This window comes from Streptomyces sp. NPDC048416, assembly GCF_043200435.1.
Lineage (GTDB): Bacteria > Actinomycetota > Actinomycetes > Streptomycetales > Streptomycetaceae > Streptomyces.
Genome location: NZ_JBICXU010000008.1, coordinates 222513 through 237679 on the forward strand (window position 1 = coordinate 222513; position 15167 = coordinate 237679).

Genomic DNA, 15167 nt, shown 5'->3' on the forward strand with positions numbered 1-15167 from the left:
GGGAGTGTGCACGCCCCGCGGCGCGGGTATCCCCACCGGTACCGGCGCCCGGCCGGAAGGCCGGTGGAAGCCGGCCTCCAATAAAGATCGCGACCTCTGTCAGAGGCGGCGGGTAGGCTCGAAGACAAGATGACAGAGGACCTCTCACCAGCCGAAGCGTACGCAGCTGCCCGGCTCCGCGCCGCCGAGCAGGCCACCGCGCTCGCACCCTTCCGTGACCTGTACGAATTCGATCTGGACCCGTTCCAGATCGAGGCGTGCCAGGCTCTCGAAGCCGGGAAGGGCGTGCTCGTCGCGGCCCCCACCGGCTCGGGCAAGACCATCGTCGGCGAGTTCGCCGTGCACCTGGCCCTCGGGCAGGGCCGCAAATGCTTCTACACCACACCCATCAAGGCGCTGTCCAACCAGAAGTACGCCGACCTCGCGCGACGCTACGGCGCCGACAAGGTGGGCCTGCTGACCGGCGACAACAGTGTCAACGCGGATGCGCCGGTGGTCGTCATGACCACCGAAGTGCTCCGCAACATGCTGTACGCCGGCTCCCAGGCGCTCATCGGTCTCGGGTACGTGGTGATGGACGAGGTGCACTACCTCTCCGACCGCTTCCGCGGCGCCGTCTGGGAAGAGGTGATCATCCACCTCCCGGAGTCCGTCACCCTGGTCTCCCTTTCGGCGACGGTCTCCAACGCCGAGGAGTTCGGCGACTGGCTCGACACCGTCCGCGGCGACACCGAAGTGATCGTCTCCGAGCACCGTCCGGTGCCGCTGTGGCAGCACGTCATGGCGGGGCGGCGGATGTACGACCTCTTCGAGGAGGAGTCCGACCACGGCGGCCGCGGCATCGCCCGGCGCGAGGTCAACCCCGACCTGCTGCGCATGGCGCGCCTGGAGAACCAGAAGACGTACAACCCGCGTGACCGGCGCCGCGGCAAGATGGTGCGCGAGGCCGACCGCGAGCGCGAGCGCCGCTCGCGCTCCCGGATCTGGACGCCGGGCCGCCCCGAAGTCATCGAACGGCTCGACGCCGAGGGCCTGTTGCCGGCCATCACCTTCATCTTCAGCCGCGCCGCCTGCGAGGCCGCCGTCCAGCAGTGCATGTACGCGGGGCTGCGGCTCAACGACGAGGAGGGCCGTCAGAAGGTCCGCGAGATCGTCGAGGAGCGCACCGCCTCCATCCCCGGTGAGGACCTGCACGTCCTCGGCTACTACGAGTGGATCGAGGGCCTGGAGCGCGGCATCGCCGCCCACCACGCCGGCATGCTGCCGACCTTCAAGGAGGTCGTGGAGGAGCTGTTCGTGCGCGGCCTGGTGAAGGCCGTCTTCGCGACCGAGACCCTGGCCCTCGGCATCAACATGCCCGCCCGGTCCGTGGTGTTGGAGAAGCTGGTCAAGTGGAACGGCGAACAGCACGCCGACATCACGCCCGGCGAGTACACCCAGCTCACCGGCCGGGCCGGCCGCCGCGGCATCGACGTCGAAGGCCATGCGGTGGTGCTGTGGCAGCGCGGCATGGACCCGGACGCCCTTGCGGGCCTGGCCGGCACGCGCACCTATCCGCTCCGCTCCAGCTTCCGGCCCTCGTACAACATGGCCGTGAACCTGGTCCAGCAGTTCGGCCGGCACCGCTCGCGCGAACTGCTGGAGACCTCCTTCGCGCAGTTCCAGGCGGACAAGTCCGTGGTCGGCATCTCGCGCCAGGTCCAGCGCAACGAGGAGGGCCTGACGGGATACCGGGAGGGCATGCACTGCCACCTCGGGGACTTCGAGGAGTACGCGCGGATGCGGCGCGACCTCAAGGACCGCGAGACCGAGCTCGCCAAGCACGGCGCCGCCCAGCGCCGTGCCGCTGCCGCCGCCTCCCTGGAAAAGCTCAAGCCGGGCGACATCATCCACGTGCCGACCGGCAAGTTCGCGGGCCTCGCCCTGGTCCTCGACCCGGGGACCCCCGCGGGCCGCACCAACGGACACCGCGGCTTCGAGCAGCACGACGGGCCGCGCCCGCTGGTGCTGACCGCGGAGCGCCAGGTCAAACGGCTCGCGTCGATGGACTTCCCGGTGCCGGTGGAGGCCCTTGAGCGGATGCGGGTCCCGAAGTCCTTCAACGCGCGCTCGCCGCAGTCCCGCCGGGACCTGGCGTCCGCGCTGCGCACCAAGGCCGGGCACATCGTCCCCGAGCGGCACCGCAAGGCCCGCTCCGAGGCGGCCGACGACCGCGAGATCACCCGGCTGCGCACCGCTCTGCGCGCCCACCCCTGCCACGGCTGTGACGAGCGCGAGGACCACGCCCGCTGGGCCGAGCGCTACCACCGTCTCCAGCGCGACACCCAGCAGCTGGAGCGGCGCATCGAGGGGCGCACCAACACCATCGCGCGCACCTTCGACCGCATCGTGTCGCTCCTCACCGAGCTCGACTACCTGCGCAACGACGAGGTCACCGAGCACGGCAAGCGCCTCGCCCGTCTCTACGGCGAGCTCGACCTGCTGGCCAGCGAATGCCTGCGCGCCCGCGTCTGGGAAGGCCTGACCCCGGCCGAACTCGCCGCGTGCGTATCGGCGTTGGTGTACGAGGCGCGCCAGTCCGACGACGCGGTGGCGCCCAAGACGCCGTCCGGCAACGCCAAGGCGGCGCTCGGCGAGATGGTACGGATCTGGGGCAGGCTCGACGCCCTCGAAGAGGACCACAAGATCAACCAGGCGGAGGGCGTGGGCCAGCGCGAACCCGACTTCGGCTTCGCGTGGGCGGCCTACCAGTGGGCCTCCGACAAGGGCCTGGACGAAGTGCTGCGCGAGGCCGACATGCCCGCCGGCGACTTCGTCCGCTGGTGCAAGCAGGTGATCGACGTCCTGGGCCAGATCGCGGCCGCGGCACCGCGCGAGAACAGCACGGTGTCCAAGAACGCCCGCAAGGCGGTCGACGCCCTGCTGCGCGGCGTCGTCGCCTACAGCTCGGTCGGCTGAGCCACCGCCCACGGTGCGCACCCCGCACCACCCCCGAGCGAACGGCCCCCACCGGGACTCCGGCGGGGGCCGCGGCACGGGTGGACGGACCCCGACGCATGCGGCTCGCTTCCCCACGGATGCCGGGGGCTGCCGAATTGGCCTCCCTGGCAAAGGAGTTGGTCAAGGGGGAAGCGTAGGGGCGCGGCGTCGGACGGGGTGCTTCTCGACTGCGAGGGGGGCGTGGGGTCACTCGGCGAAGAAGTCCGCGAGGGCGGACGCGAGGGCTTTCGGTGCCTCTTCGGCCATGTGGTGCCCGGAGTCGATGCCGTGGCCGCGTACGTCCGGGGCCCACTGTCGCCAGATCTTCAGCGGGTCCCCGTACAGGTCCTCCAGGTCGTCGCGGAGTGACCAGAGGATCAGGGCGGGGGACTGGATCCGTGTCCCGGCGGCGCGGTCGTCCTCCTCGTGCCGCCGGTCGATGGTGAGGCCGGCCCGGTAGTCCTCCAGCATCGCGCGCACCACATCGGGGTTCCGCGTGGCCGCGCGCCACTCGTCGTAGTTCTCCTGCCCCATGACCTGCGGATCGCCGCGGTACCAGCTGTCCGGGTCGGCGTTGATGACACGCTCGGGAATGTCCGGCTGGGCGAAGAAGAACCAGTGCCACCACTGGGTGGCGAACGTGGCCGTGATGCGCGACAGATGCTCGGTCAGGGGCAGGCAGTCGAGCAGCGCCACCCGTGAGACCGCCCCCGGGTGGTCGAGTGCGAGACGCAGCGCGACAGGGTCTCCCCGGTCGTGCCCGGCGAGCGCGAACCGTTCATGGCCGAGCGAGCGCATCACCTCGACCACGTCACCGGCGACGGCACGCTTGGAGTGTCCCGCGTGGTCCGCGGTGGGCGTCGGGCCGGTGGACCGGCCGTACCCGCGCAGGTCGGGACAGACCACGGTGAAGCCGCGCCGGACGAGGAGGGGAGCGACGCGATGCCATGTCGCGGACGTCCGGGGGTGGCCGTGCAGCAGCACCACCGGCGGCCCCTCCCCGCCGTGACGCACGAAGATGGACGCTCCATCGACCTGAACCCGCCTGGTTTCAAAGCCCTCGAACACGCCCTGTTCCCCCCGACCTCGTTGACGCATCCGCCCACGGCGGCACCCACCCGTCCGGGGCGGCCCCTCACTCGCTGCCCCCCCGGCCGACAGACGCTCATCCCGCCGACGCGTGCTGAACCGGCACGCCCTGCCTTCTGCCCCCGTCGGGGTGGTGCACACAACTGCCTCATGCGGCACCGGCGTTGCGTGGACGCCCAGTTCCCGCTGTGCGGGGAGGGAGGGCGGGCGGAGGGGTGGCCCGGATGTGCGAGACCCCCGGCGAAGCAGACGCCGGGGGTCTCGGTGGGGATCTCGGTGGGGGAGTGCCCCGGCCCGCCGGGCGGGTGGGGCTGAGCCAGGCGGGGCTCAGTCGGGTGGGGCTCAGGCGGCCGGGGGCTCCTGCTCGCGCTCGACCTGCGCGTTCCACTCGCGCTTGACCGCGCGCCAGGCGTCGTCGTCCTGGCCGAGGCGCCAGTAGCCCGAGATCGACAGGCGCTCACGCGGTACGGCGCGCTCGACGCGGAGCAGGGCGCGCAGCTCCTTCACGAAACCCGCCTCGCCGTGCACAAAGGCGTGGACCTCGCCCGCCGGGAACTCCAAGTCCTTGACGGCGCGCACCAGTTCGGAGCCCACCGCGGCGTCCCCCCGGTGCAGCCAGGTGACCGTGGCGCCGTCCGGGGTGCTGATCTTCTGCTCCTCACCGGGCCCGCTCACCTCCACGAAGGCATGCACCACGGCCCCCGCGGGCATGCGCTCCAGGGCCGCCGCGATGGCCGGCAGGGCGCTCTCGTCGCCGGCGAGCAGGTGCCAGTCGGCCGCCGGGTCCGGGGCGTATCCGCCGCCGGGGCCGAGGAAGCGCACCGTTTCGCCGGGCTGTACCCGGGCCGCCCACGGTCCCGCGAGGCCTTCGTCGCCGTGCACCACGAAGTCGAGGGACAGCTCACCGAGCTCCGCGTCCCAGCCGCGCACCGTGTACGCACGCGTGCTGGGCCACTGCTCGCGTGGGAACTCGGCGCGGATCCGCTCCATGTCGAAGGGCTCCGGGTAGCTCACGCCCTCGGCAGGGAACAGCAGCTTGACGTAGTGGTCGGTGTGCTCGCCCACGGGAAAACCGGCCAGCGACTCACCGCCGAGCACGACGCGCACCATGTGCGGCGTGATCCGTTCGGTGCGCACCACCTGCGCCTCGTTGATTTTCGGTGCCTTGCGAGACGGACGTTCTGCCACAGTGCGCTCCCCTGATCCACCATGAGTTAGGTTTACCTAAGCTAGCACTCAGGGGCGCAGCGTGGAGAGCAGCCTGCCCGTCGCTCCCGTGAGGCCCCACCGGGTCACCAGCTTCTCCAGGGCCGCCGGATCCCGCGGCTCCGACGGCAGGACGGGGTCGAACTCGGGCAGCGCCACATCCATCGCGACCCGCACGACCTTCGGCGCGACGTCCAGATAGTCGGCCGCCTCCAGGATTCCCCGGCGCTTGGCCGGGGTCAGCTTGGAGAACCGGTCGGCGGCGGCCGCACGCACCCCCGCCAGGTCCCCGTAGTCGTTGATGAGCTGGGCCGCCGTCTTCTCGCCGATGCCCTTCACGCCGGGCAGCCCGTCGCTCGCGTCGCCGCGCAGAGCCGCGAAGTCCGCGTACTGATCGGGGCGTACTTGGTACTTCGTCCGGATCAGCTCGTTGTCCACCAGGTCGCAGTCGCCCACGCCCTTGCGCGGGTAGAGCACCCGCACCGCGCGCACGTCGTCGACCAGCTGGAAGAGGTCGCGGTCGCCGGTGACGATGTCGACCGGGCCGGTCGCGAGGCCGGACAGGGTGCCGATCACGTCGTCCGCCTCGTAGCCCGGCACGCCGACGCGGGCGATGCCCAGGGCATCCAGGACGTCGTCGATCACCGGGACCTGCGGAGCGAGCGTGTCCGGGGTTTCCTCCTCGTCGGGCTGTCCCACCGGCGTCTCCTCGGTTACCCGGTGCGCCTTGTAGGAGGGGATCAGATCGACCCGCCACTGGGGTCGCCAGTCCGCGTCCATGCAGGCCACGAGGTCGTCGGGGCGGTGGTCGTGGACCAGCCGGGAGATGAAGTCGAGCAGGCCGCGCACGGCGTTGACCGGCGTGCCGTCCGGAGCCCTGACCGTGTCGGGAACCCCGAAATAGGCCCGGTAGTAGAGGGAGGAGGTGTCGAGGAGCATCAGGCGTCGCGTCACATTCCCGATGATGCCGCACACCACCGACAGCCACCTCGCCCCACCGGCGAGGAGCCGGGCCGGATGGCCGCCCGTGCGAGGTAGCCGAGAGTGCCGTGCGGCCCGGCGTCGAGTGGCTGGGGGCGCGGGGAACTGCGCGCTCGGCCATGCACGGTCTGCACCCGCAGGGCGGGTCAAGGGTGCTGGGCCGCCCGGCGAGTGGCTGGGGGCGCGGGGAGCTGCGCGCTCGGCCGAGCACGGTCTGCACCCGCGGGCGGGGTCAAGGGTGCCGTGCGGCCCGGCGTCGAGTGGCTGGGGGCGCGGGGAGCTGCGCGCTCGGCCATGCACGGTCTGCACCCGGAGGCGCGGGTCAAGGGTGCCGTGCCGCCCGGCGTCGAGTGGCTGGGGGCGCGGGGAACTGCGCGCTCAGCCGAGCACGGTCCGCACCCGGAGGCGCGGGTCAAGGGTGCCGGGCCGCCCGGCCATGCACGGTCCGCACCCGCAGGCGGGTTGACGGCGCTCATGCGGGCCGGGGCCCCGCCGGCGCGACGCAGGCGCTCGTGAACAAGTGAACTGGGTCACTGTTGTGTTTGCCCCGCCAGGACCCGGGCAGGCGCGTCGCCGGAGCGGACCCAGGTATGGATTTCAACCATTTCTCGGGCTGCGGACCGAATCCGCGCCGCTCCACGGCTCGTCCACGGGGGACGCGGGCCGTTTTCAGTTCGACCCGTGAGGTGTATGTGTCCAGGCTGCAAGCCGAGCAGCTCTACAAGGTGTTCGGCAGACGACCCGATGAAGCCGTCAGCAAGCTCGAAGGCGGCGCCGACCGCGACGAGCTGCGGGCCGACGGGACGACCGCGGCGGTGATCGACGCCTCGTTCACAGTGGAACCCGGTCAGATCTTCGTGGTCATGGGCCTCTCCGGCTCGGGCAAGTCGACTCTGCTGCGCATGCTCAACGGACTGCTTGAGCCCACCGCGGGCCGCGTCCTCTTCGACGGCCAGGACCTGACCGGTCTGTCCGCCCGTGAGATGCGCACCGTCCGCTCCAGCAGGATCAGCATGGTGTTCCAGCACTTCGCGTTGTTCCCGCACCGCAGCGTCCTGGAGAACGCCGCGTACGGCCTTGAGGTCCAGGGTGTGCCCCGTGCCGAGCGGGAGAAACGTGCCGCCGAGGCCCTGGAGCTGACCGGCCTGGCCGGCTGGGGCGACTCCTGGCCCGACGAGCTCTCCGGCGGCATGCAGCAGCGCGTGGGCCTGGCCCGCGCGCTGGCCACCGACGCCGACCTGCTTTTGATGGACGAGTCGTTCAGCGCCCTCGACCCGCTGATCCGGCGCGACATGCAGGACCAGCTCCTCGAACTGCAAAAGCGCCTCAAGAAGACGATCGTCTTCATCACGCACGACCTCAACGAGGCCATGCGGCTCGGCGACAACATCGCCGTGATGCGCGACGGACGCATAGTCCAGCTCGGCACCGCCGAGGACATCCTGCTGACCCCGGCCAACGACTACGTGGCCTCCTTCATCCAGGACGTCGACCGCTCCCGGGTGCTCACCGCGGTCTCCGTGATGACCGCCCCGCACCGGCCGGACGTCGGCACCTGCGACTGCGAGACCGTGCTGCCCGAGACGCCGGTCGCCGACGTGTGTGCCGTGGCCGCCCGGGTTCCGCACCCGGTCGGCGTCATCGACAGTGAGGGCGTCGTGCGCGGCGTCGTACCGCAGGAACGGCTCATCGCCTTCCTCGGTGACGACAAGCAGGGCCCGGTCGTCTGCTCGATGAAGGATGTGGCCGCCCATGCCTAGGCTCCACCTCGGCGACTGGGTCGACAGCGCCGTCACGTTCCTCCAGACCCATCTGTCCTGGCTGTTCGACGCCATCACCCACGTCGTCAACGGCATGTACGACGGCATCAACACCGTCCTCGACGCGCCCCAGCCCCTGCTGTTCGCCGGCATACTCGCCGTCGTCGCCTGGTGGCTGCGCGGGCTCTTCGCCGGAGTCCTGACCTTCGCCGGCTTCGCGCTGATCGACTCGATCCAGCTGTGGGACGACACCATGTCGACGCTCTCGCTGGTGCTCGTCGCCGCGATCGTGACGCTGGTCGTGGCGGTTCCGCTCGGCATCTGGGCCTCGCGCTCCACCACGGTCAGCGCCGTGATGCGCCCGGTCCTGGACTTCATGCAGACCATGCCGGCCATGGTCTATCTGATCCCCGGCATCATCTTCTTCGGCGTCGGCGTGGTGCCCGGCATCATCGCCACCATCGTCTTCTCGCTGCCGCCCGGCGTGCGCATGACCGAGCTCGGCATCCGCCAGGTCGACGGTGAACTCGTCGAGGCGGCCGAGGCGTTCGGCACCACCCCGCGCAACACGCTGCTGCGGGTGCAGCTGCCGCTGGCCCTGCCGACCATCATGGCCGGCATCAACCAGGTCATCATGCTCAGCCTGTCCATGGTCGTCATCGCCGGCATGGCGGGCGGCGGCGGCCTCGGCGGCGCCGTCTACCGCGCCATCGGCAACGTCGACATCGGACTCGGCTTCGAGGCCGGCATCTCCATCGTCGTCCTCGCCATGTACCTGGACCGGATGACCGGGGCGCTCAGCCGTCAGGTCTCCCCGCTCGGCCGCCGTGCGCTCGCCAAGGCGAAGGCCGCCACCGGCGGGCTCAGGATCTGGAACTACCGGCCGCAGCCGGTCGTCGCGATCGTGGGTGTGGTCGTCCTCGGGCTGGTCGCGGGCGGCATGAACATGTTCGGCTCCTCCGGCGAGGCCACCGCGTCCGGCGCCGACAACGTCGGCAAGGGCAAGAAGATCTCGCTCGGCTACATCCCCTGGGACGAGGGCGTCGCCTCCACCTTCCTGTGGAAGGAGCTCCTGGAGCGCCGAGGCTTCACCGTGGACGCCCGTCAGTACGAGGCCGGCGCGCTCTACACCGGCATGGCCGGCGGCCAGATCGACTTCGAGACCGACTCCTGGCTGCCCACCACGCACGCCCAGTACTGGGCGAAGTACAAGGACAAGCTGGAGGACATGGGCTCCTGGTACGGCCCGACCTCCCTGGAGCTCTCCGTGCCGTCCTACGTCAAGGACGTCAACACCCTCGACGACCTCAAGGGCAAGGGCTCCGAGTTCCAGAACCGGATCGTCGGCATCGAGCCGAGCGCCGGTGAGACCGGAATCCTGAAGGACAAGATCCTCAAGGAGTACGGCCTGGACGGCGAGTACAAGGTCGTCGACGGTTCCACGCCCGGCATGCTCGCCGAGCTGAAGCGTGCGTACGCCAAGAAGGAGCCCATCGTGGTGCCGCTCTGGTCGCCGCACTGGGCGTACAACACGTACGACCTGAAGAAGCTCAAGGACACCAAGAGTGCCTGGGGCAAGGGCGACGACGTGCACACGCTGGCCCGCAAGGGCTTCGGCGCCGACAACGCCCAGGTCGGCACGTGGCTGAAGAACTTCCACATGGACGAGAAGCAGCTCACCAGCCTTGAGGCGAAGATCCAGTCGACCGGCAAGGGCAAGGAGCAGGACGCCGTGCGTGCCTGGCTGAAGGACAACCCGGGCCTGGCCGACAGGTGGACCCCGGTCGCCTCCTAGCGGAGACCGCTCCACCTCCCCTTTCCGCAGCCGCGGCCGGTCCTCCGGCCGCGGCTGCGGAGCGTCGTGATCCGGCCCGATCCCGTACACATCCCTTGGTGATCTTGGCGGGACGGTCCCCTCGGGGCCCGAAGCTGCGTAGGGTGACCTGCACGCAACCGGTGCGGACGCGGACCGAGTGGACGGGGAGGGAGCCCGGGAGATGGACGACAAGGAAACTCTTCGGGTGGGGGTGGCGGTGCGGCGCCTGCGCCGCAGCCTCGGCCTCACCCTGGCCGTGGTCGCCGAGCGCAGCGGCCTTTCGGTGCCGTTCCTCAGCCAGGTCGAGAACGAACGCGCCCGCCCCAGCGCCCGCTCCCTCCAGCGCGTGGCGGACGCCCTGAACACCACGGTCGGCGAGCTGTACGACGCCGCCGACTGCGCCCGCACCGTCGACGTGGTGCGCGCGGAACCCGACGGGGACGGCCCCGGCGTACGGCCCCTGCTGCGCGGCCACCACCAACTGCACGCCATGGAGTTCACCGGCGAGCAGGACACCGGCCGTGAATTCCAGCACCGCAACGACGAGTTGATGTACGTGGCCGACGGCGCGGCCGAGGTCGAGGCCGAGGGCCGCGCCTACCGCCTGGAGCGGGGCGACACGCTGTGCCTGTCCGGCGGGGTGCGCCACCGCTGGCGGGCGGCGCTGCCCGGCACCCGGATCCTGGTCGTGGCGGTCGCCGACCACATCGAGGCCATCGAGGAGACCCGCCACTGATGGCCCGTACGGCCGGGCGGCGCGGCCACTGATGCGCGTCGTGTCCCTCGTCCCGTCCCTGACGGAGGCGGTGGCGGTCAGCGCGCCCGGCCTCCTGGTGGGCGCCACCGACTGGTGCACCCATCCGGTGGGTCTCGACGTGGAACGGGTGGGAGGCACCAAGAACCCGGATGTGGAGCGCGTCGTCGCGCTCGCACCCGATCTGGTCGTCGCCAACGAGGAGGAGAACAGGCCTGCCGATCTGGCCGCCCTGACCGCTGCCGGGCTCGATGTCCTGGTCACCGAGGTCCGCTCGCTGCCGCAGGCGTTCACCGAGTTGGAGCGCGTCCTGGTGGCCGGCTGCGGCCTCGCCCGGCCGCGCTGGCTCGACGCGGCGGAGCGGGCCTGGGCCGAGGTGCGTCCGGGGCCGAAGCGCCGGGCGATCGTGCCGATCTGGCGCCGCCCCTGGATGGTCCTCGGCCACGACACCTTCGCGGGCGACCTGCTGGCCCGGCTCGGTGTGTACAACGTCTACGCCGATCACACCGAGCGTTATCCCCGCATCGGCGTCGACGAGCTGAACGCGGCGGGGGCCGACCTCATCGTCCTTCCCGACGAGCCGTACCGCTTCACGCCCGACGACGGCCCCGAGGCCTTTCCCGCGCTGCCCGCCGCTCTCGTCGACGGCCGCCATCTCACCTGGTACGGCCCGTCACTGGCCGAGGCGCCGGCCGTACTCGGCGCGGCGCTCGGACGGCAGAGCTGACCGGGGTCACTTCTTGACGGGCGCCGCGAGCAGCCTGCCGTCGAGCAGCCCCCGCACGGTGTGGAATGCGGCCACCAGCCAGGCCGCGACCAGCAGGACGTACAGGGCGACCGCGAGCCAGTCGAAGGCATGCAGACCGGTGTGGCGGGCCAGGCCCTCGGCTCCCGTGACGCAGGTGCCGACGGGGAAGGTGAACGCCCAGAACGTCATCGCGAAGCGCATCCCGTTGCGGGCCGCCCGCACCGCCATGGCCACCGCGAGCGCCAGCCACATCAGGGCGAAGCCCATCACCGGCACTCCGTACACCACGGCGAAGGCGCCCATGCCGTGCGCGTAGGGGGCGCCGATCGCGCCGGACGCCACGTCGGCCAGCTTGTTCACGGCGGTGGTCGACTGGCCGAGCGGGCCGAGCACCAGGAACAGGGTCGGGGTGAGCACAAGCGGCAGCGCGCCGCGGTGGACCAGCCGCGAGAACACCACCGGCAGGATGACCAGGGTGGCGAGCAGGCTCATGCCGAACATCGCGTACGAACCGAGCAGCATCGCCTCGCGGGCCTGCCCGGCGGGCAGATGGGGGACGAGCAGCGGGCCGAGCGTCGCCGAGACCATGGGCGCCACCACGGGCAGCAGCCAGACGGGCGATGCGCTGCCGGGAGCGAGTTCGTGGCGCACGACCATCAGGTACGGGACGGCCACGGCGGCCACCAGGCCGGTCAGCGTGCCCACCCCGTACAGCACCCACGCCAGCGGGACGGCCGCGCTCTCACCGATCAGGTCGGCGCCCACGGAGAGCGAGCCGATGCCGACGGCGAGGAAGGCCATCGACAGACAGCCGTAGAACGGCGCGACCGCCGGATCCAGGAGATGGGCGCGGCCCTGGTCGCGGTGGTGCAGCCAGTGGCCCGCGCGCGCCACGAGCAGCACCACGAGCAGGGCGAGCGAGAGGGCCCAGATCACCGGGAGGCCGGGAACGCGGAACGGCAGCCCCGCGCCCGCGTTGGGGATGATGGCGGTGCCCATCACCGCGGCGTACCAGTTCGGGCCGAGGTGGCGCAGCGCCGGGCGCCGCCGGACGACGACGAGGGGCTGGGTGCGGGGGCGCGGTCGCGCGGTGATGGCCATGACCCCAGCCTCGTGCGGTGGCCGGAGCCCCGCCACGCCCACTGGGCCTATGAGCCCATAAGCTGGGTTTATGAGCGTGAGCGGTCCCGAGGACCCAGCCCCCCTGGCCCACCGGGTGCCCGACCTGGGGGCGATGGAGCTGCTGCTCGCGGTCGCCCGGCACGGCAGCCTCGGGCGCGCGGCCCGCGACCTCGGCATCACCCAGCCCGCCGCGAGCAGCCGGGTCCGCTCGATGGAACGACTGCTCGGCGTCGCCCTCGTGGACCGCTCACCGCGCGGCTCCACGCTCACCGCCGAGGGCGTCCTGGTGACGGACTGGGCGCGGCGGGTGGTGGAGGCGGCCGAGGCGTTCGACGCGGGCGCGCAGGCGTTGCGCGGCCGCCGGGACTCGCGGCTGCGGGTCGCCGCGAGCATGACGATCGCCGAGTACCTGTTGCCGGGCTGGCTGATCGCGCTGCGCGCCGAGCGTCCTGGCACCGCGGTGTCGCTGAGCGCGGGCAACTCGGCCGTGGTCGCCGAGCGGCTGCTGGGCGACGAGGCCGACCTCGGGTTCGTCGAAGGTCTCGGCGTGCCCCCGGGGCTCGACTCGGCGGTCATCGGCCACGACCGGCTCGTGGTGGTCGCGGCGCCGTCGCACCCGTGGGCCCGCAGACGTCATCCGCTGCCGCCCGCCGAACTGGCCGCCACCCCGCTCATCCTGCGCGAGCACGGCTCGGGCACCCGGCAGGTCCTCGACGCGGCGCTCGCCGCCCACGGCGGGCTCGCGGAACCCCTCATCGAACTCTCCTCCACCACCGCGGTGAAGGCCTCCGTGGTCAGCGGGGCCGGACCGTCGGTGCTCAGCGAACTCGCGCTCGGCGAGGAGCTGGCCGCCCGCCGGCTGGTGCAGATCCCCGTCGAGGGCGTACGGCTGCGGCGTGATCTGCGCGCGGTGTGGCGCAGGGGCCCGCTGCCGGCCGGGCCCGCACGCGATCTCCTCTCCCTGACCCGACCTGCCTGACGCGCCGTCAGGCGGGCACGAGGCGGCGGCTGTCGGCGACGGGACGGGCGCGCTCCAGGCGCTGCTCGATGGTGCGCCGCACCGTCGGCCATTCCTCGTCGAGCACCGAGTAGAACGCCGTGCCCCGCACGAGCCCGTCCAGGCCCCGGGTGTGGACGCGCCGCACCCCCTCGCACACCGCGCCGAGCCCTTCGATCGCGGCCCGCGAGCGGGCGTTGCGGGCGTCCGCGCGCAGCGAGATCCGCCGCACCCGCCAGGTGTCGAAGGCGTGCTGGAACATCAGGAGCTTGGCCTCGGTGTTGATGCCGGTGCCCTGGGCGTGCGCGGAGAGCCAGGTGCCGCCGATCTCGGCCGCGTCGGGGACCGCGGCGACGGCGCAGCTCAGGGGTCCGCGCGGCGCGGGTGGCCACTCCACGGGGCCGTCCCAGTAGTCGAGTTCGCAGAACCGGGTCGAGCCCACGACCAGGCCGTCGGCGGCCCGCACGGTCGCGAACGCGAGCGTACGGCCGGTCCGCTGGTCGGCCACGGCGCGGTCGATGTAGGCGTACGCCGCGTCGAGTCCGTGCGGCACGGGTGTGAAGGCGTACGAGGTCCGGTCGGCGGCCGCGGCGGCGGCCAGAGCCGGGGCGTGGGAGGGGGCGAGCGGTTCGAGCCGTACGGAACGGCCCGACAGGATGACGGGTGCGGGCACGGGGCCTTCGGTCCTTCTGGGCGCGGCGGAGCCCTCCCGCCGACGGGCGGGAAAGAGCGGGGGCACGGGGGACACACGGTCAGGATGTGTCCGTGAAATGGCCGGGGAAGGAACGAGTGCGCGAAGAGGAACGAGCGGCCAGGTGAAGGCGAGGAGTCTCGGCGGATCCGCCCGGTGAGGGGCGGCGAGAGGAAGATACCCGGATGATCGCCGAAACGTCACCCCCTCGCGGAGGCGGGGGTGTCCGGGCGTGTCGTCCAGTGTGCGGCCGCGCCGCGACCGGGGCCCTCACCCCGGTGCGAGGCGGTCCTTCGCGGCGGTGCCGGCGGAGGTCTCAGCGCCTCGCGGCGGCCCGTACCAGGCCCTCGGTCACGCGGGTGTCGCGGCCCATCTCGGGATGCCACTGGACGCCGATGGCCCAGGTGGCGCCGGAGAGTTCGGCGGCCTCGACCGTGCCGTCCTCGGCGTGCGCCGATGCGAGGAGACCGGCGCCGAGCCGGCCCACGCACTGGTGGTGATAGGTCGGCACGCCGGTGGCCTCGGGGACGAGCGAGGAGTAGAGCGTGCCCGGCACGGGGGTGACGGTGTGCTCGCCGATCACGCCGAGCCCGCCGGTGTGCCCGTCCAGGTGCTGGACCAGGGTCCCGCCGAGCGCCACGTTGAGGAGCTGAAGGCCGCGGCAGATGCCGAGCAGCGGGGTGTTCGAGGCCAGCGCCGCCTCGATCAGGGCGAGTTCCCAGGCGTCCCGTTCGCGGGCCGGGGGACCGGTACGGGGCGACGGCTCGGCTCCGTACCGGACCGGCTCCACATCCGCGCCGCCCGCGATGACCAGGCCGTCCAGGCGCGCCACCACCTCGGCCGCGGCCCGCGGGTCGTCGTCCGGCGGCAGCATCGCGGCGAGCCCGCCGGCCGCCCGCACGAGCCGGGGGTACGCGGCGGGCAGCAGGGCGGCGGGCAGCTCCCACACGCCCCACCGGGCGGGCTCCAGATACGTACTGATGCCGATGAGCGGCTTGGACACGGCGGTGGTCTCCGTTCACAG

The 15167-nt window shown here is 72.1% G+C and carries 12 protein-coding genes; 6 read left to right on the forward strand and 6 right to left on the reverse strand.

Annotated elements, in window-relative coordinates; all coding sequences use genetic code 11:
- Positions 1-129 precede the first annotated feature (129 nt).
- Positions 130-2958 (forward strand): DEAD/DEAH box helicase, encoded by a 2829-nt coding sequence (locus tag ACGFW5_RS13905; protein ID WP_393834426.1) that lies wholly within the window; start codon positions 130-132, stop codon positions 2956-2958.
- A 228-nt stretch (positions 2959-3186) separates the two neighbouring features.
- On the opposite strand, the gene ACGFW5_RS13910 is transcribed toward ACGFW5_RS13905, so the two are convergent.
- The 3 genes from ACGFW5_RS13910 to ACGFW5_RS13920 all read right to left on the reverse strand — a co-directional run bounded on the left by ACGFW5_RS13910 (position 3187) and on the right by ACGFW5_RS13920 (position 6213).
- The gene (locus tag ACGFW5_RS13910) at positions 3187-4047 is read right to left on the reverse strand and encodes an alpha/beta fold hydrolase (protein ID WP_393834427.1); all 861 of its coding nucleotides are present in this window, start codon (positions 4045-4047) and stop codon (positions 3187-3189) included.
- 363 nt (positions 4048-4410) lie between these two features.
- On the reverse strand, positions 4411-5256 hold the full coding sequence (locus ACGFW5_RS13915; protein WP_393834428.1) for a siderophore-interacting protein: 846 nt from the start codon (positions 5254-5256) through the stop codon (positions 4411-4413).
- Between the two features lie 48 nt (positions 5257-5304).
- Positions 5305-6213 (reverse strand): 5'-3' exonuclease H3TH domain-containing protein, encoded by a 909-nt coding sequence (locus ACGFW5_RS13920; RefSeq protein WP_393834464.1) that lies wholly within the window; start codon positions 6211-6213, stop codon positions 5305-5307.
- A gap of 734 nt (positions 6214-6947) precedes the next feature.
- On the opposite strand from ACGFW5_RS13920, the gene ACGFW5_RS13925 reads away from it, so the two are divergent.
- The 4 genes from ACGFW5_RS13925 (at position 6948) to ACGFW5_RS13940 (ending at position 11312) form a co-directional block, all read left to right on the forward strand.
- Entirely contained in the window at positions 6948-8015 is a 1068-nt protein-coding gene (locus ACGFW5_RS13925) for a glycine betaine/L-proline ABC transporter ATP-binding protein (protein WP_393834429.1), read from the forward strand.
- A complete protein-coding gene (locus ACGFW5_RS13930) occupies positions 8008-9810 on the forward strand; it encodes an ABC transporter permease/substrate binding protein (RefSeq protein ID WP_393834430.1) in 1803 nt (600 codons plus the stop codon). The genes ACGFW5_RS13925 and ACGFW5_RS13930 overlap by 8 nt, the downstream gene beginning before the upstream one ends.
- A gap of 202 nt (positions 9811-10012) precedes the next feature.
- Positions 10013-10567 (forward strand): helix-turn-helix domain-containing protein, encoded by a 555-nt coding sequence (locus ACGFW5_RS13935; RefSeq protein WP_393834431.1) that lies wholly within the window; start codon positions 10013-10015, stop codon positions 10565-10567.
- A gap of 31 nt (positions 10568-10598) precedes the next feature.
- On the forward strand, positions 10599-11312 hold the full coding sequence (locus ACGFW5_RS13940; protein ID WP_393834432.1) for a helical backbone metal receptor: 714 nt from the start codon (positions 10599-10601) through the stop codon (positions 11310-11312).
- Between the two features lie 6 nt (positions 11313-11318).
- Here the strand turns inward: ACGFW5_RS13940 and ACGFW5_RS13945 are convergent, their stop codons facing one another.
- Entirely contained in the window at positions 11319-12434 is a 1116-nt protein-coding gene (locus ACGFW5_RS13945) for a TDT family transporter (RefSeq protein ID WP_393834433.1), read from the reverse strand.
- 70 nt (positions 12435-12504) lie between these two features.
- On the opposite strand from ACGFW5_RS13945, the gene ACGFW5_RS13950 reads away from it, so the two are divergent.
- Entirely contained in the window at positions 12505-13434 is a 930-nt protein-coding gene (locus tag ACGFW5_RS13950) for a LysR family transcriptional regulator (RefSeq protein WP_393834434.1), read from the forward strand.
- A gap of 7 nt (positions 13435-13441) precedes the next feature.
- On the opposite strand, the gene ACGFW5_RS13955 is transcribed toward ACGFW5_RS13950, so the two are convergent.
- Both ACGFW5_RS13955 and ACGFW5_RS13960 read right to left on the reverse strand, forming a co-directional pair.
- Positions 13442-14125, reverse strand: a complete 684-nt coding sequence (locus ACGFW5_RS13955; protein ID WP_393834435.1) for a GNAT family N-acetyltransferase — start codon at positions 14123-14125, stop codon at positions 13442-13444.
- A gap of 334 nt (positions 14126-14459) precedes the next feature.
- Positions 14460-15146: a gamma-glutamyl-gamma-aminobutyrate hydrolase family protein gene (locus tag ACGFW5_RS13960; protein WP_393834436.1), complete on the reverse strand. Its 687-nt coding sequence runs from the start codon at positions 15144-15146 to the stop codon at positions 14460-14462.
- Positions 15147-15167 lie beyond the last annotated feature (21 nt).

What these genes read in the sequence shown, in the direction of transcription:
- ACGFW5_RS13945 (WP_393834433.1), bottom strand. Translation starts at nt 12,434, where the DNA reads ATGGCCATCACCGCGCGACCGCGCCCCCGCACCCAGCCCCTCGTCGTC.
- ACGFW5_RS13940 (WP_393834432.1), top strand. Translation starts at nt 10,599, where the DNA reads ATGCGCGTCGTGTCCCTCGTCCCGTCCCTGACGGAGGCGGTGGCGGTC.
- ACGFW5_RS13905 (WP_393834426.1), top strand. Translation starts at nt 130, where the DNA reads ATGACAGAGGACCTCTCACCAGCCGAAGCGTACGCAGCTGCCCGGCTC.
- ACGFW5_RS13930 (WP_393834430.1), top strand. Translation starts at nt 8,008, where the DNA reads ATGCCTAGGCTCCACCTCGGCGACTGGGTCGACAGCGCCGTCACGTTC.
- ACGFW5_RS13950 (WP_393834434.1), top strand. Translation starts at nt 12,505, where the DNA reads ATGAGCGTGAGCGGTCCCGAGGACCCAGCCCCCCTGGCCCACCGGGTG.
- ACGFW5_RS13920 (WP_393834464.1), bottom strand. Translation starts at nt 6,213, where the DNA reads ATGCTCCTCGACACCTCCTCCCTCTACTACCGGGCCTATTTCGGGGTT.
- ACGFW5_RS13935 (WP_393834431.1), top strand. Translation starts at nt 10,013, where the DNA reads ATGGACGACAAGGAAACTCTTCGGGTGGGGGTGGCGGTGCGGCGCCTG.